14 protein-coding genes and 1 pseudogene are annotated in these 16134 nt (G+C 54.4%); 10 read left to right on the top strand and 5 right to left on the bottom strand.

What is annotated here, in order from left to right; translation table 11 throughout:
• The first annotated feature begins 21 nt into the window (after nt 1-21).
• The 4 genes from PM3016_RS08065 to PM3016_RS08050 all read left to right on the top strand — a co-directional run bounded on the left by PM3016_RS08065 (nt 22) and on the right by PM3016_RS08050 (nt 6320).
• Nucleotides 22-1476, top strand: a complete 1455-nt coding sequence (locus PM3016_RS08065; RefSeq protein ID WP_014369078.1) for a YheC/YheD family endospore coat-associated protein — start codon at nt 22-24, stop codon at nt 1474-1476.
• A 1157-nt stretch (nt 1477-2633) separates the two neighbouring features.
• Nucleotides 2634-4001, top strand: coding sequence for a YheC/YheD family endospore coat-associated protein (locus tag PM3016_RS08060; RefSeq protein ID WP_014369076.1), 1368 nt, complete (start codon nt 2634-2636; stop codon nt 3999-4001).
• Entirely contained in the window at nt 4002-5207 is a 1206-nt protein-coding gene (locus PM3016_RS08055) for a YheC/YheD family endospore coat-associated protein (RefSeq protein WP_014369075.1), read from the top strand. It abuts the gene before it with no gap.
• A gap of 6 nt (nt 5208-5213) precedes the next feature.
• Nucleotides 5214-6320 carry a YheC/YheD family endospore coat-associated protein gene (locus PM3016_RS08050; protein WP_014369074.1) on the top strand — a complete coding sequence of 369 codons (1107 nt, stop codon included), beginning with the start codon at nt 5214-5216 and terminating at the stop codon, nt 6318-6320.
• Between the two features lie 91 nt (nt 6321-6411).
• Here PM3016_RS08050 and PM3016_RS08045 read toward each other — a convergent pair whose 3' ends face one another.
• Nucleotides 6412-7092: an HAD family hydrolase gene (locus tag PM3016_RS08045; protein WP_014369073.1), complete on the bottom strand. Its 681-nt coding sequence runs from the start codon at nt 7090-7092 to the stop codon at nt 6412-6414.
• 53 nt (nt 7093-7145) lie between these two features.
• Nucleotides 7146-7667, bottom strand: a complete 522-nt coding sequence (locus PM3016_RS08040; RefSeq protein WP_236628640.1) for a CBO0543 family protein — start codon at nt 7665-7667, stop codon at nt 7146-7148.
• 373 nt (nt 7668-8040) lie between these two features.
• On the opposite strand from PM3016_RS08040, the gene PM3016_RS08035 reads away from it, so the two are divergent.
• Nucleotides 8041-9915, top strand: a complete 1875-nt coding sequence (locus tag PM3016_RS08035) for a collagen-like domain-containing protein (RefSeq protein ID WP_014369071.1) — start codon at nt 8041-8043, stop codon at nt 9913-9915.
• Nucleotides 9916-10094: 179 nt separating this feature from the next.
• Here PM3016_RS08035 and PM3016_RS08030 read toward each other — a convergent pair whose 3' ends face one another.
• A complete protein-coding gene (locus PM3016_RS08030; RefSeq protein ID WP_013914974.1) occupies nt 10095-10691 on the bottom strand; it encodes a DUF975 family protein in 597 nt (198 codons plus the stop codon).
• A 19-nt stretch (nt 10692-10710) separates the two neighbouring features.
• Nucleotides 10711-11097, bottom strand: a pseudogene (locus PM3016_RS08025) (manganese catalase family protein); the annotation flags it as partial.
• Between the two features lie 41 nt (nt 11098-11138).
• Between PM3016_RS08025 and PM3016_RS37165 the strand changes: the two are divergent.
• The 3 genes from PM3016_RS37165 to PM3016_RS38065 all read left to right on the top strand — a co-directional run bounded on the left by PM3016_RS37165 (nt 11139) and on the right by PM3016_RS38065 (nt 13547).
• The gene (locus PM3016_RS37165) at nt 11139-11747 is read left to right on the top strand and encodes a CBO0543 family protein (protein WP_187297998.1); all 609 of its coding nucleotides are present in this window, start codon (nt 11139-11141) and stop codon (nt 11745-11747) included.
• Nucleotides 11748-11870: 123 nt separating this feature from the next.
• A complete protein-coding gene (locus tag PM3016_RS08015; RefSeq protein WP_014369069.1) occupies nt 11871-12527 on the top strand; it encodes a CBO0543 family protein in 657 nt (218 codons plus the stop codon).
• Nucleotides 12528-12947: 420 nt separating this feature from the next.
• The gene (locus PM3016_RS38065) at nt 12948-13547 is read left to right on the top strand and encodes a hypothetical protein (protein ID WP_014369068.1); all 600 of its coding nucleotides are present in this window, start codon (nt 12948-12950) and stop codon (nt 13545-13547) included.
• A 299-nt stretch (nt 13548-13846) separates the two neighbouring features.
• On the opposite strand, the gene PM3016_RS08010 is transcribed toward PM3016_RS38065, so the two are convergent.
• The gene (locus PM3016_RS08010) at nt 13847-14737 is read right to left on the bottom strand and encodes a hypothetical protein (RefSeq protein WP_014369067.1); all 891 of its coding nucleotides are present in this window, start codon (nt 14735-14737) and stop codon (nt 13847-13849) included.
• Between the two features lie 148 nt (nt 14738-14885).
• Between PM3016_RS08010 and PM3016_RS37160 the strand changes: the two genes are divergently transcribed.
• On the top strand, nt 14886-15530 hold the full coding sequence (locus PM3016_RS37160; RefSeq protein ID WP_014369066.1) for a DUF4258 domain-containing protein: 645 nt from the start codon (nt 14886-14888) through the stop codon (nt 15528-15530).
• A 27-nt stretch (nt 15531-15557) separates the two neighbouring features.
• Nucleotides 15558-16007, top strand: a complete 450-nt coding sequence (locus PM3016_RS38060) for a hypothetical protein (RefSeq protein WP_148279670.1) — start codon at nt 15558-15560, stop codon at nt 16005-16007.
• Nucleotides 16008-16134 lie beyond the last annotated feature (127 nt).

Below are 16134 nucleotides of genomic sequence, written 5' to 3'. Positions count from 1 at the left end.
TCCTGAAGTGAGGTGAGGCTTATGATCCAGCCATGGCAGGTCATCCCGTCCCCGGGCGACGGACGCCGGTCGGTCGGCATTCTCACGGCCAGGACCGAAGGACTCCCGCCCTTCGACAACCGCGGCTTCTACCGCCGGCTGATCCGTGCCGGCCGCCCCCTGGGGCTCTCCGTCTTCGTCTTCACGCCTCACGATCTGCCGGAGGGGGACGACGTCATCACCGGCTACCGCTATAACGAGGCGGCCCGGCGCTGGGAGCGGACCGACTGCCCGCTGCCCGCCCTCGTCTATGACCGCTGCTTCAGCCTCTCCCGCGAAGCGTCCGCCCTCTACCGGGCGGCGCTGCGGAGGCTGCAGGCGGAGCCGGGCGTGCAGCTGCTCGGTTCGCCGCTGCCCGGCAAATGGGACGTCCACCGCCACCTCGAGCGGGACGGACGCTTCACGGCGCTGCTGCCGCGCACAGAGCCGCTCACCCCGCGGGCCCTGGCCGCCTGGCTTCAGGAGCACGGTGAGGTGCTCCTGAAGCCGCAGGCCGGCTCGCAGGGCCGCGGCGTGCTGCACGTGCGCCGCGGCGCTCTCCGCGCTGGCGCGCAGCCCTCCCGTACGGGGGAGGCCGCCGAGGCGGCCTACTCCGTGCGGGGCCGGGATGCGCGCGGGCGCGAGGTGTCGCGCGGCTTCGCGGATGCGGCCGCGCTGGGGCAGTGGCTGCGCGGCTTCGTGCGCGGCCGGCGGTATCTGCTGCAGCAGTATCTGCAGCTGCAGACGGAAGCGGGCGCGGCGTTCGACGTGCGCGCCCTGGTGCAGAAGGACGGCAGCGGCCGCTGGCAGCTGACCGGCACCGCCGTGCGGCAGGCGCCCGCGGGCAGCGTGACGGCCAACCTGCACGGCGGGGGCACGGCCGCTCCGGCGGAGGCGTTCCTCGCCGGCCGCTTCGGCGCGCAGCGCGGTGCCGCGCTGCACCGCGAGCTGTGCCGGCTCGCCGCGGAGCTGCCGGAGGCGCTGGAAGCCGGGTACGGCCGGTTCGCCGAGCTCGGCATCGACTTCGGCGTGGACCGGGACGGACGCCTGTGGCTGCTCGAGGTGAACTCGAAGCCCGGCCGCAGCGTCTTCACGCTGCTCGGCGACGCCCGGGCCGCCGAAGCCGCCCTGCTGCGGCCGCTGCAGTACGCAGCGAGCCTGCTGCCGGCTGCCGGCCGCGGTGCCGGGCACGGCATGCAGCGCGCAGCCGCTCCACCGGCACCTGCCGCACTGGCTGCGCTGCATGCCGACGCTCTGCCGCCAGCTGCCGCGCACGCTTCGCTGCTCGCCGACGCTTCGCCGCCAGCTGCCGCGCACGCTTCGCTGCTCGCCGACGCTTCGCCGCCGGCGAACCGGCCCGGCTTCCGGCCGTCCGCAGCACGGGCTCCAAGACCGCTGCCTTGGATCGCGGACCGCGTCACAAAACCCGCCGCTGCGGTGAGCAGCGCGGATGACTAGATACCCTCTCTTTGCCCCGGCAAAGGCAGAGTGAACCTAAGGGGCCGCGGTATGAGTCAGCGAGGAGTTATAAGACAGAGGGACAGAAATAGCGGAACTCTGATTCGCTATTCTCAGCCTAAACGAACCGTCCAGCGAAATAGCGGAACTGTGATGCCTTATTCCATCACTCCGGGCTCCTTATCGAGGCCTTTCCGGCCAATAACGCATCTGAGTTCCGCTATTCTCCGGGAAATGACGGGAAATACCGCGATAGCGCATCTGAGTTCCGCTATTGCGGCTGCCGGATCAGAGGCGACGGGGGAATCGTCCCTTTCGCCCGGTTACCGGCACCTCGTCTGCCTGCAGCCCCGGGGTACGGTGCGGTTTCGCCATGCCTTCGCCTTGGGCGGAAGCCCGATGCTCGTCGCGCCGGCCCCTGACCGGCACTCTGCCTTGCCGCCGGCAAAGCTCCACATACCGCACCGCCGGGCCGAGGCCTCCCTGAACGCTGAGGACACCATGAGCCCCGCTCCGCCGGTGCAGAGTAAGCTTTATAGAATCAATAGTTTCGCATTCCTAGCAAAACTGCTTGTTTTTAGACAGCTAACCTTCAGGCCACATGCTAGCCTATGACTCACCCAGCAAACTTCCACCTCCACCTAATACACTCAGCCTATGACTCACCCAGCAATCTTCCACCTCCACCTAGTACACTCAGCCTATGACTCACCCAACAATCTTCCACATTCACCTAATACACTCAGCCTACGATTCACCCGGCAATCTTACACCTTCACCAAATCACTCGGCCTACGATTCACCCGGCAATCTTCCAACTTCGGCAGAGCATATGCCCCCCTAACTCACGCAGCCCATCTTCACCTTCTGCATACATGCGGCCTATAATTCACGCACCAACCAGCACTTTCGGCAGTATGCTATGCCTATGACTCACCCAGCTAACCCTCATCTTCGGCAATACACGCAGCCTGCGACTCACACACCTTACCTTCACCTTCGGCAAAGTTCTCAGCCCATGACTTACAACGCAAGCTTTACCCGCGGCAAAACGCTCTGCCTTGCTTTCGCTGCATGTTTTGTCTTCGGCAAAAAAATTCTAAGCCCATCCTTACGAAGCAAGTTTTGCCTGCGGCAAAACTCTCAGGAGGTTCAACATGAGCTTGACAACCTGCACGATTCATGTCACCCAGCGGCAGGAACGCGCCGTCTATCTCAGCGGCGATCTGGCCAAAGCGCTGAAGCTGTCCAAGACCCGTACCGTGACCTTGAAGCTCGGCAGCAAGAGCGTCTCCTTGAGCCTCAAGCTGCTCAAAAAAAGCGGCAACCACCTGTACCTGACGCCGACGGTATACACCCAGCTGAAGCTCCCCCGGAACGGAACGACGATGGTCACGACTTCAAGCGGCAGGGACATCCGGCTGGGACCGCTGATCGGCATTCTGACGAACGTGGTCAAAAGCACGACATCCCCTTTCGGCTCGCGGACCGAATTTATCCGTGAATTCATGCGGGCCGGATCGGATAAAGCCTTCTACTTCGGCTTCTCTCCCTCGGATGTGAACTGGACGCAGGAGACGGTCAGCGCGATCGTGCCGCGCAGCGAAGGGGGCTGGGTGCGCAAGGTGCTGCCGCTCCCCGACGTGGTCTACAACCGGCTGCCGAGCCGCAGAGCGGAGAAGCTCGCGTCGATGAACGCCTTCAAGCAGCGCTTCATCCGGCGGGGGATTCCGCTGTTCAACTGGAGCTTTTTTGACAAGTGGGACGTCTATCACCTGCTGGAAGGCACGGACGCCTTCCGGTATGTGCCCGAATCGAAGATCAACCCGAACAGCACCCAGGTGAAGGAGATGCTGGAGAAGCACAAGTTCATCTACCTGAAGCCGACGGCCGGCTCGCTCGGGATCGGCATCTACCGTCTAACTTATAATCCGAAGCGCGGATATTATGCACGGTTCCGCAAAGGCAGCCGCAACGTGCTGCTTCGCTTCAGCCGCTTCGAATCCCTGATAGCGCACGTCAACCGCCACAGCAACAATATGCAGGGCTACGTCATTCAGCAGGGGATCCGGCTGATCGAGATCGACTCCTGCCCGATCGACTTCCGCTTCCACATGACGAAGAACAGCAGCAATCAATGGGTCGTAGCGGCCATCGGCGCCAAGAAGGCGGGCAAAGGCTCCGTCACCACGCACGTGAGAACCGGCGGCATGCTGATGACCCCCGAGCAGGTGCTGAGGCAGATCTTCGGCAGCCGGGCCGACACCGTGCTGACGAATGCGAAGGAGTCGGCCATCAAGCTCGCAGAGGACATCGAGACGAAGCACCGCCACACCCTCGGGGAGCTCGGCTTCGACATCGGGATCGACCAGAACGAGCGGATCTGGATGTTCGAGGCGAACTCCAAGCCCGGCCGCTCGATCTTCAAGCATCCGGCCTTGAAGGAACAGGGCAAGGCGTCCCTGCAGTATATCTACGATTACTGTCTCTACTTGAGCCGATTTCGGTCAAGGAGGGAATCCTGAGTGGACTTACACGCACAGCAGAAAAAGACCGGCCGGCCTACGATGGCCATCCTCACTTACGTGGATGAGAAGAGGATTTTCAGGGGGAATCAGGACAATTTTATCGACCTGATCCGCAAGGGGGAAGAGCATGGCGTGCTCGTCTACGTCATGACCACCGCCGACTTCAAGCTCAGCGGCGATACCGCCGTCGGCTACACTTACGCCGCTTCCAGCAAGAAATGGAAGCGGCAGGTGTTCCCCCTCCCCCACGTGATCTACAACCGCATCCCGTACCGCAAGTTCGAGCTGCTGCCCGAGGTGCAGCAGATCCTGCAGACGTGCCTGCGCCACCGGCAGATCCATTTTTTCAACCCTTCGTTCTTCAACAAATGGACGCTGTTCGAATGGCTGAGCAAATCCAAGGAGACCCGCAGCGTGATCCCGGCGACCCAGCGGCTCTCGCCCGGGGGCGAGGAGATCGAAACCCTGCTCGGCAGCTATCCGTTCCTCTACCTGAAGCCGATCCGCGGCAAGGCGGGCAAGGGCATCATGAAGGTGAGCCGGGTGGAGAACAGCAGCAAATCCCGGATGTTCGAGCTCAGCATCCAGGACAAAACCAAGAGCCACATCTCGCGCTACCCGAGCACCCGCCAGCTGTGGACGGAGCTGGGGCCGCTGGTCGGCTCCCAGGACTATATCGTACAGCAGGGGATCACGCTTTCGCTGTACAAACAGCGCCCCTTCGACCTTCGCGTACTTGTGCAGAAGAACGGCAAGGGAGCGTGGTCCGTTGCCGGCATCGGGGCGAGATTGGCCGGCAAAATGAGCATTACGACGCATGTGCCCCGGGGCGGATCGATCGACGACCCCGCCAAGCTGCTCGCCTATTCCTTCGGGACCACGACGGCCAAGAAGATCCTCATCCGCGCCAAGAAAACGGCCCTTACCGTCGCCCGGCGGATCGAAAGCGCCAGCGGCCATATCCTCGGCGAGATGTCGATGGATCTCGGGGTGGACAGCGACGGAAGGATCTGGTTCTTCGAGGCGAACTCCAAGCCGATGAAATTCGATGAACCGCCCATCCGCCAAAAATCGCTGGAGAACCTCATCCAGTACTGCATTCATCTCTCCAAATTGAAACGCAGCGCGGCCGCCGGCGACTCGGCCGTATCCTTACAGCAGCTGACCGGGGTGCGCCGGCCCACTCCCCGGCGGAGGAGGTAATGCCGCATGAGCAGACAACTTGGCGTGCTCGCCATGTATTTGCCGGGGCGCAAGCTGGAGGAACTTTCGTTCTTCCGCAAGCTCTGCGTCTCCGGCCGCAAGCTGGGACTCGAAGTCCTGGTCTTCACACCCGACGACGTGAATGAAGACGGTACTCGCATTCAGGCGATGACTTACGATCCGGAGAAGGGCAGCTGGGTGCGCCGCTCGTGCGGATTCCCGCCGCTGATCTACGACCGGTGCCGGTATCACGGTGTCGAGAATTACCGCAAGCTGACCCGCTTTCGCAGCAGGTATGCAAAGCTGCGGTATCTCAGCCGCAAGCTGGCGAACAAGTGGACCGTACACCAGGCGCTAGCCGAGCATGACGAGATCCTCCCCCACCTGCCTGCTACAGTCCGCTACCACAGCGTGAAAGATGTCGAGGATCTTCTGAAGAGCCACGGCGTCATCTATATGAAACCGAAGAGCGGCACCGGAGGGCGCGGCATTGTCCGCCTGCAGCGGCTGCAGGGCGGCGATGCGGTCCTGCTCCAGGGCAGGGATCCTGGCCGCCGGATCATCCCCGTCCAGAAGCTCGCGGTCCGGCATCTCCCCTCGAAGCTGGCCGGGTGGAAGCTCGAAGAGAAATACATCATCCAGCAGGGCATCCCCTTGACCCTGAAGGACGGACGGGTGCACGACTTCCGGATGCTGGTCCAAAAGGACGGCGAGGGACAGTGGCAGGTCACCGGCTGCGCCGGCCGGATCGGCCCGAGGCGCTCCGTTACCTCCAACCTGCACGGCGGCGGCACAGCCATTCCGATGGAGACGCTGCTCAAAAACCGGTTTGGCTCCGAAGAGAAGGTCGCGTCGATCAAGAAGAAGGCTTATTCGCTGGGTCTGCTGGTCGTGGAGCATCTTGAGAAGCGGTTCGGGATGCAGTGCGAGGTCGGCATCGACCTTGCCGTAGATCCCAAGGGCGGGGTCTGGCTGCTCGAGGTCAACCCGAAGCCCTCGCGTGAAGTCTTCTCCCGCATCGGCCAGCGGGAGACTTACCGGCAGGCGGTCGCAAGGCCGATGGAATTCGCCGCATGGCTGTACAAACAAAAAATCAGCGGGGTTACCCGCTGATTTTTTCCTGCTTCGCTATGCTGTTCTTTTGGGGATATGGATAAGTGCCGCCCTGCTGTACTGCTGTGGTCTGTCCGTTTCCCCTCTTTTTCTAGCGCTCGGGGAGCAGTCCCACAATCTCGCGAAAATCGCGGATGCGCACATCCGCCTCGTCCAGCTCGCCTTCCTTGCGGAAGCCCGCGTAATCGCAGCCCACCACAAACAAGCCGTTGGCATGGCCGGCCTCCACATCGGACGAGCGGTCGCCGACCATCCAGGCGCTCCGGATGCCGTACTGATCCAGCAGCTTGCGGACCAGGTCCACCTTGGACCTTGTGCTGTGCTCACCCGCGCTGAACAGGCCCCCGCTCTCGAAGAGAGGCTCAAGTCCCTGGGCACGGATTACGCCCTTCACATACCCTTCGAGGCCGTTGCTCGCGGTGAATAGACGGATGCCGCGTGCCCGCAGCTCCTTCAGCGTCTCCGCCACGCCCTCATAGAGCAGACCTTCGCCGCGGGCCATCCCTTCCACCTGATACTGCAGAAGCAGCTCGTCCGCTCTCCGGTGCACGGCCACGTCCGATTCAGGAATCACCTGCTGCCAGATGTGCTCCAGGAGCATGCCGAGGCTTCCCAGGATATACTGCTCGGGCGGAGTCTCCCCCACATACAATCCTTCACTCCGAAGGCGGTCAAACGTGGCGTGATAAGCTGGAAGCAGCAGTGTCTCCGTCTGAAATAAAGTGCCGTCTACATCAAATATCATGGCTTCCGGCATCGTTCTCGCCGTCATTCTTGCGTCCCCCTTGTACGTTAGTCGGCTCGCCAGGCTAACCGCTGCAGGTCTCAACCTTCATAGAACCATGCGGAGAGGGGACTTGTCAATGTAAACCAATCGGGGCCGCCCGATGTGGCGCCGTCGAATTCCATCAGACCGGCGAGCGGCACACGGAAGAGGAGCAGCAGCAGCGTCGTGATGCCGACCGACAGGACATAGGCCAGCACCGGCCGCCGGGAATGCAGCCAGAGCATCGGAAACATCATGAGATCGAAAGCGGCGGACCACCCCCAGCTCCAGCCGTGCCCATAAGCAATGTGCCCCGTGTAGGCGTAGAGTGCTTCCGGAACGGCGAAAAAAGCGACCCATTTGAGGTAGTGCCAAACCGGCAGTCCTTTCTCCTCCGGGCACCCCTTCAAAAAGAGAACAACCGAGCAGGGAAACACGATCAAGGTGTAGAGCAGCTCATTCAGGATGGGATACAGCGGCACGTCAGGGACGAAAGCCCAGAGCAGATAATTCGTCGTAAATACAAAATACAGCACATTCGCACTGATCATATAAAGCACCGTGGAATGAAACCGGTCCAAATCCTTCCATCCCTTGACGCGGAGAAAACAGGCCAGCGTCACCAAAGTCACCGCGATATGAATAGGCCGCTCCCCTCCTTTCTCGTTCCCGCCGGTTCACATCACTATCCTCTAGGATAAACAATTTTTGTAAATTTTATATTAAGAATTCTTTAGAATACGACTGCTCGGATCCGCCATTCCAAAAAGGCCTTCATCCGATCGCCGCACTCCCGGCACACCCGAATAAAGACCTTGTCCCACGGCTCCGGCTGAGGAACATGTTCCCTTAGTATGACCCTAAAAAAGACAACCCATCATTTTTTATGGGCTTAGTGCAAGGGTACAGTCAAGGGGCTTCTGTCCTCCATAACTTACTTCAGGGGGTGAAGCAATGTCGGTCAATTTTACGAATTTGATTACCAATCCAAGCTTTGAGAAGGGGCTGTCCCCTTGGGCGGCGATCAACGGTACGGTTGGCAGCTCTCCGGCGGCCGCTCGAGCGGTAGTGGTGGTCAGCAAGATCGCCCGGGCGGGCAGTCTGGGCGCCGCGGTGGACGATGTGTTCATCATCCGCGGGATCGCCAGCGGACTTGCCGGTCCGACCGGGGCCGCCGGACCCACAGGGGCGGCGGGGGCGACAGGTCCAACCGGGCCTGCTGGCCCCGCTGGAACTACGGGCGCTGCGGGAGCCTCCGGGCCCACGGGGGCCACAGGCGCCACAGGTCCGACCGGCCATATCGGCCCTACGGGGCCAGTAGGCCCCACAGGAGCTACCGGTGCAGTCGGAGCGACCGGAGCGACAGGGGCCACCGGCACAACCGGGGATACCGGTCCGACGGGATCAACCGGCTCCACGGGGGCGACCGGAGCTCCTGGAGCCACAGGAGCGACAGGGCCTGCAGGGGCCACCGGAGATACCGGTCCAACCGGGCCCGCAGGGGACATCGGTCCTGCCGGACCCACCGGGGCCACGGGGGCCACGGGACCCGTCGGGGATACCGGAGCGACCGGGCCGGTTGGACCCACGGGGGCTACGGGGGCAGTCGGAGCCACAGGCGCGACCGGTGCTACGGGAGCCACGGGCGATACCGGACCGACCGGACCGGTTGGACTCACCGGGGACACCGGAGCGACCGGAGCCACAGGCGCGACCGGGCCGATGGGCCCCGCGGGGGATACGGGGCCTACAGGGCCGGTTGGACTCACCGGAGCCACCGGAGCGACCGGTGCAACAGGGGCCACCGGCAGCACCGGGCCCACAGGCGATACCGGCGCGGTTGGCCCTATCGGACCGGCCGGGGCGACCGGTGCGACCGGGCCGACGGGGGCCACCGGGGCCACGGGGCCGGCGGGCGATACCGGCGCCGTTGGGCCCATCGGGCCCACAGGGGCCACGGGAGCGACTGGGCCGACGGGGGCCACCGGGGCCACGGGGCCGGCAGGCGATACCGGCGCCGTCGGGCCGATCGGGGCCACCGGAGCCACGGGCGCTGCAGGCGCTACGGGTGCTACCGGGACCACGGGGCCCACGGGAGACACCGGCGCCGTCGGGCCGATCGGACCGGCGGGGGCGACCGGCCCGGCGGGACCCACAGGCGCTACCGGGGCGACGGGTCCCACGGGCGATACCGGGCCTGTAGGACCGATCGGACCCACAGGAGCCACCGGCGCAGTCGGCCCGACGGGAGCCACCGGGTCGACGGGGCCTACAGGCGGCACCGGGGCTGTAGGTCCCATCGGGCCGGCCGGGGCGACGGGTCCCACGGGGCCGACAGGCGCTACAGGTACGACTGGGCCTACGGGAGCCACCGGGCCCATCGGACCCACCGGTGTAACCGGAGCGACAGGTCCGGGCACCTCCTTCTCTTTTAATCAGCTCACGACCACCTTACCGGTTACCCCAGGCACCGAAACGATAGTGAACACCTTAACCGTCACCACACTCCCGGGTCAGCTTGTACAGATCAACGCGCACACCGAGGTGGATCAGGTTTCCTCCACCTCAGGCACCACGTTCTCCTACGAGCTGATCCAGCGCTTAAGGCGAAACGGGGACTTGATTACCGATGTCCATGTCGCCGGAGGAGGCTCCAAGCAGGTCGGCGTCGCCTTTCCCCAAGATGAGGAGCCTGTGATCATCTGGGCGGATGTTCCTCCCCCGGGCACCCATGTCTATACCATCACCATTCAGATTATCAATGCCGTCAACGTAGGAAGCGTCACCGCCGAGAGCCGCTCGCTTCATGCGATCGTCATCCAAACCTAGCAGCTTCGAACCTGCCGGCCGCTCTTCCCGGGCGGCTTTTTCTTTTTGTTCTCTCCCATGGACGCACACCAAAAGGTCTTCATCCGCGGCCGCTTGCGAGTGGCGGGCGAAAGAAGACCTTTTTTCCCACTGATTATGCCTTCCTAACCTAACCTAACCTAACCTTACCTTACCTTACCCTACCCATGGATTTGCGATGCCTTCAGGTTCGTATAGAAATTGGCGCTGGTCACCGACATATAAGGCCCCACCCACAAAAATCCGATGCCGGCGGTAACCACGGCCAGCAGAATCCAGCCAATGAAGCTCAAGCCCAGGACAAAAAAGCGCCATCTGTGGCCCTTCATCATCTCCTTGCTCCGGCGAAGCGCTTCCATTGCCGAAAGCTCCGGTTCGTCAATCCGGATGTAGTAAGCCATCGAATAGCTCAGCGCGGCGACAATGCCCGGTACGATCAGCAGCAGCATCCACAGCAGCACGAACAGCGTGGTGAGCAGATACAGTACCAGTGCTGGCACGAACCGTACGAATCCCTGTAAGATGTCCTCGATGGACGCCCCCTCCCCGCGCCGCAGGCGCAGGAAAAAGTAAGCCGATCCCCAGGAGATCGGCCCGGAGATCAGCAGGCTGATCAGGGAACCGACCTTGGGGATTTCGGAAACAAGGAGCGACAAGCCCACGACGATCAGCGTCACAACCGCCGCTTTGAACCAGTTGCCCCGAAGCTGTTCCAGCGCTCTCGTCTTCAGTTCAGTGATTGAAGCGATTCCTTCCACTTCTCTTCCCCCTGTACAATTAGAAGATTTTTTTGGCCCCCTGCTCCGCCTTCAGAATCTCCACCGCTTCCCGGAAGCGCAGGGAATGAACGACTTCCCGCTCGCGCAGAAACTTCAGGCCGTCCTGCAGGTCTACGTCATCCGTGAGGTCGATGAGCCATTGGTACGTGGCCCTTGCCTTCTCCTCCGCCGCGATATCCTCATACAGGTCCGCGATCGGGTCTCCCTTCGCCTGGATATAGGCCGCCGTCCACGGCACACCCGAGGCGTTCTGGTAGAACAGCGCCCGGTCATGGTTCGCGTAATGATCATCCAGACCGGCAGCCCTCAGCTGCTCCACGGTCGCATCCTTGGTGAGCTTGTAGACCATGGTGGCGATCATCTCCAGGTGGGCGAATTCTTTAGTACATTCAAATTATAGGTGATGTGGTACGATGACCTATGTATATGATGATACTCCGCTTTGAATCCCTCATTGAGCGAAGAAAAACAAATTTTTTTGAATTTGGGTATTATATAGTAATCACGGTTTTTTTAGGAGCTGAACAATTTCTTATGATGGCTTTAGGTATTACTGTAATAATCTTAATTGCAATTATTGTTGCTATGCCAAAAAAATTATCTCTGATTGAATACTACTGTACTTCTTTATTTGCCTTTTTGCTGAATGCAACTAGCGATTTCTCGCTCAATTTACAGTTTAAATTATATGGCTATTTTCAGCCGGGTGTTGACATTGGCGGGTATGTAATCGTTTATATAATTGGCCCCTGTATCAGCACTCTTTTTTTAAACTATTTTCCGGTTAATAGGAGTGTATTAATAAAATTATTTTACATCATAGCTTGGTCTCTGTTTTCAATTCTCTATGAGATATTTATAGCTCTCCCGAGTGGTATGATTTATTATAACGGTTGGAAATGGTGGTATTCTGGGCTGCTATATCCTGTTCTTTTCTTAATATTAGTGGCTGACTGGAAGTTAGTAAGGAATATGCTAAAACATCATCTCCGCTCAAAAAAAGGGCTGCTCTCGGACTCATCATCTGGAGAGTAACCCTTTTTTATGCGAAACGAGAAGCAGGCGAGGAATTTACCAATGACATATACTTTCGCATTTTTCTTTATATTTTGTACATCCTAAAATTAACAGACCCAAAAGAATAGCAGGGGGATTAGGATGACACAGACACAAGCCGATTATTTTCGTAAATTAGTTGCTGGCCAAGAGGTGATTACTCGTCAGGGCGTTGATTATTGGCTTATCTACTCAAATATTAACACCTGGCAATTTTGGACTATTCTGGCTATGTTGATTGTCCCACTTGCTTTATTATACAAATTTATTGATCGTACGATGATTTATAAAATTGCTTTTTTTGGATTCGCTACTCATGTACTATTTGCCTACACGGATGCATTTGGCATCCGATATGGGTTATGGGGATATCCGTATCAAGTTCTTCCCTTTCTTCCCAGTGTCTCTCTGGACGCATCTTTAATTCCTATTGCAATTATGTTCGTATTTCAATGGACACTTAAGCGAAGGAAGAATTTTCACCTATATGCCTTTCTGACAGCACTGGCGTTTGGTTTTGGCTTCAAACCATTATTAGTATTAAGTGGTTTATTCGAAAAATACAAATGGGTAAATTACATTATTATCTTCCTCATTTATCTAGTTCTTTTTGAGGGAGCATACCTACTAACCTCCTTGTTTGAAAAAATGAAAACCGCCTCAAACAGCAAAGAACGTGACAAAAAAACTCCCAGCTGGATTAACTTGATTTATCTCAATCGGAGAATACTTGGAAGGAAGAAAAGCAGAATAACTTAATCATCAAACATGTAAAAAGGGATGCACTCCACCAAGTCGGCTGGAGAACATCCCTTTTTATATATAACTTCGATGTGCGCATATTCTTCAGTACACTCAAGTTATAGGTGATATGGTGTGATGACCTATGTATATGATGGTACTCACTTTTTAACCTCATTAATTGGAAAAAGACAGCCGGACCATATCCGGCTGCCGAATGCATTAATGAACTAACTTAATCCATTAGCTCAAGAAGCACCGACAGACAAAGGCGAACAGCACAGCTGTGTGGCTATTGAAGGAAAATATCTGTACCTTAGGGGATATAACCTGAAAGCAGCTTGCCTAAGCAAATTTATGTCCTTTTTTCTAGGCAAGCAACCAATTTTACTGAATCGACATAGGATAATATCAAACGAACGAAGGGAATGAATTAAGTTGAACTTTAATTTATACGATCCTAATTACGCCCTTTATACGCACCCTTACCCTCGGAACTTCTACCCATGCAGTTGTTGGTACGGTGATTATACACATCCTCAAGATCGCGATTATCCGATCTATAATAATGATGGTGAACAATATCCTTACTATCCATCGCAGGTCTTAATACCAACTCGACAATATAACGTTACTCTCCAAAATCAAGGCAACAGTCCATATAAAAATTGGTATCTTGATATTGATGGAAATACTGGCCGGGTCATCCTTTCTGAGAATCAGTTCAGCGGTGTATTTTGGAGTCTAACTAACCATGGAAACGGAATAGTTACTATTCAAAACCAAGGTAATAGTCACTACAAAAACTGGTATCTTGATATTGATGGAAATACAGGTCAAGTCATTTTATCTCAGAATCAGTTCAGCGGTGTATTTTGGAGAGTATCTAACCATGGAAACGGAATAGTTACCCTGCAAAACCAGGGGAACAGTCCATATAAAAACTGGTATCTTGACATAGATGGAAATACTGGTCGAGTTATATTATCTCAGAATCAGTTCAGCGGTGTATTTTGGAATCTAACACGGTCTACCTGAGCACTGGAGCTGGTGGCTTTGCCTCAAGGGTTCTCGCCATTAGCCTTAGTTCTGGGGAAATGTACTCCCGTTAGAATCTAATCTACATTATCAAGAGGGATACCTCCACACCTCTGGAGGGTATCCCTTTTTTTATGTTTTACTTATATGTGCGTATATTCTTCAGCACACTATAGTTATCGGTCATGTGGTGTGATGACCTATATATTATGAAGGAGCTAAATCTTTAATCTTTCCTGAGCATAAAAAAGGCTGCCGGATCGGCAGCTGGCAGCTAATTGCTTCATTCGATGTTACATTTATTTTTTACGAAAAGCATCAGTAAAAACAATATACGTCTTTTTTTCTATATCAGAATCTATAAATGTCCAAGGATTAATAAACATGACGAAATGCTCAAAAATATCCTTCAAATTATCGGGGTACTCACTTCCAGTAACATGATATCCCTTCTTCATCAATTCATCATATAATGATACAATTTCGCCGACTTTTTGTAAGTCACCACCTGTGGCTTTTAATATCTCACTGGAACCAGGGTGGCTTTTCCCATTTGAATTGAAACTGACTTCAAAAACATCAGTTGAGTGTATAAATATGCCTCCATCTGACATTACGAGATGTATATCTCGAAAAAGCCCTCCCAATACACGTTTAGAACAATTAGATAGAGATAGCAAGTATTTGCGACTTGGATATGTTACTCGATTATCAAATCGACTCATAAAAATTGGTGCTATTAATTGAGACGTATAATGGCAATTAATTACACAATCGAATTTCCCAGTAATTTTCTTAACCCATAAAGGCTCATAGTTAATGGATTCTAATAATTCGATAATATGTCTTTCTGATTTGTGTTTTAAATCTGGAATTAGATGTCCGATTCCTGATAAGTCTGCTTCTATGCAAGTATATTTTTTTGAATTGCCAGTTTTTGAAATGAATCTAGATAGAGCTTCTGAATCAATGTCTACTAGGACAATTTCTTCAAACATTTCCTCTATTATCTCAATTGGGACATCGTTACCATTCCCAGCCCCAAGAAGTAAAACACGACCTCTATTTATAGTAAGCAATTCGTTTATTTTTAACAGTGTGCTACCAAATGAATTCCTAAAATCTTGCCAATCCTCCCACATGTTTTGAGTAGACATGTTATCTTTTTGTTGTCTAAACTTCAGCAGCATAAAAAACTCCTTCACTCAGAATTTACAGGAAACTCCATAAAAATATCACATTATTTAGCAAATAACAAATTATTTTATTTTATTTACAAGTTTTGGTTTTCATGTTAACATCCTAGACGTACTAAAAATATGGGAGGTATTTCCAACGATGAGATACGGAAAAATAATTAGTGGTTGTATTGCTTTTGCTATGATAGCTAGCGTGGCTTTGCCTACCTTTGCTAATGCACAAAACTCGTATACAATTCAAGAGACTGCAAGTAACGCTCAAAAATTGTCCTCGTATGTATCGAATTTAGATTATAATCAGTTTAACAGATATATTTTTGATACGGACAACTACTTAAAGCAAGATAAAAACCTTCAAGGTTTATATAATGCTTTAAGCGTGGAAGAAAAGGCACATTTCTGGAATTCTATTAAAACTGCTAGACTTCCGGTAACTTTTACGCCAAGTAAAACAATCGGCCCTAAATTTGCCCCAATTGTTTATTTTATTGCTGCTACATGCGCCAGGATTATTGCAAGTAGAATTGCACAGGCTACGGTTACGTTCACTGCACATGCAATTCAAAGAGCAAATGAACGTCAAATTACAACCGATCAAGTAGCAAATGCCATTACAAATGGAAGAAAAATGATGGATCAGTTTAGTAGAGCTCGGGCCATTTGGGATCAGAACCAAAATATTGTTGTTGTGTTCGTAGGTAATACGAAGAACATTTCAACTATATACAAGCCAGAATTCAATGAAATCGCACAAAAATTTGTAAATAGCAATTGGAGATGGTAAACTTTCCTCAAAAAGGAGAGTTTAATCATGCCTTGTTTAAAGGATTATGGATATTCGGCATCCGGTACATCATTAAACTTCAATGTTACTGAACATATAGACGAAGTTGCATGCAAAGTAGAAGTAAAGTTCACTTTTGGAGCACAGCAACTATCTTTTGATTTATCAGTTTTGTGTGACGATGTAAGAAGCTTTACGTCACTTCTTTCAGATCACTGGGAGTATATTTTGCAACATAGTCCCTGGGACTCAACTGAACCGGCATTTTCAATTACAATTGCTGAAATTAAAGCTGAGATCGCTAAAGAATACGATCAACCGCTTTACCGGATCTACTTTTGGGTTGACTCCGGGGAGATTAATAAATCCCGCTCTACTCGTACCGGAGTCGGAATTTCTATCGTCCAACAAAAAGATTCAATCTACAATTTTGCGAAGGCTATTAATAAGCAATTTGAAGAACGTTATTCCTCATAAATATAACTGCATTTTTTATATGCCGAAACGTTCGAGCATAGGTTGATAACAATTTATGCACTGCACAAATTAGTTTTATTTTATGAAAAAGAGGGACATCTCCTGCGTCGGAGAGTGTCCCTTTTTG

Origin of the sequence: Paenibacillus mucilaginosus 3016, from assembly GCF_000250655.1 — a bacterium.
Classification (GTDB): Bacteria; Bacillota; Bacilli; order Paenibacillales; family NBRC-103111; genus Paenibacillus_G; species Paenibacillus_G mucilaginosus.
Note: the sequence above shows the minus strand (reverse complement) of the source record. Positions and strands in the feature narration are given on the sequence as shown.

Excerpts from the sequence above, each read along its gene's own strand:
- PM3016_RS08065 (WP_014369078.1), top strand. The coding sequence starts at position 22 with ATGATCCAGCCATGGCAGGTCATCCCGTCCCCGGGCGACGGACGCCGG.
- PM3016_RS08060 (WP_014369076.1), top strand. The coding sequence starts at position 2,634 with ATGAGCTTGACAACCTGCACGATTCATGTCACCCAGCGGCAGGAACGC.
- PM3016_RS08050 (WP_014369074.1), top strand. The coding sequence starts at position 5,214 with ATGAGCAGACAACTTGGCGTGCTCGCCATGTATTTGCCGGGGCGCAAG.
- PM3016_RS08045 (WP_014369073.1), bottom strand. The coding sequence starts at position 7,092 with ATGACGGCGAGAACGATGCCGGAAGCCATGATATTTGATGTAGACGGC.
- PM3016_RS08035 (WP_014369071.1), top strand. The coding sequence starts at position 8,041 with ATGTCGGTCAATTTTACGAATTTGATTACCAATCCAAGCTTTGAGAAG.
- PM3016_RS37165 (WP_187297998.1), top strand. The coding sequence starts at position 11,139 with ATGATGATACTCCGCTTTGAATCCCTCATTGAGCGAAGAAAAACAAAT.
- PM3016_RS08015 (WP_014369069.1), top strand. The coding sequence starts at position 11,871 with ATGACACAGACACAAGCCGATTATTTTCGTAAATTAGTTGCTGGCCAA.
- PM3016_RS08010 (WP_014369067.1), bottom strand. The coding sequence starts at position 14,737 with ATGCTGCTGAAGTTTAGACAACAAAAAGATAACATGTCTACTCAAAAC.
- PM3016_RS37160 (WP_014369066.1), top strand. The coding sequence starts at position 14,886 with ATGAGATACGGAAAAATAATTAGTGGTTGTATTGCTTTTGCTATGATA.
- PM3016_RS38060 (WP_148279670.1), top strand. The coding sequence starts at position 15,558 with ATGCCTTGTTTAAAGGATTATGGATATTCGGCATCCGGTACATCATTA.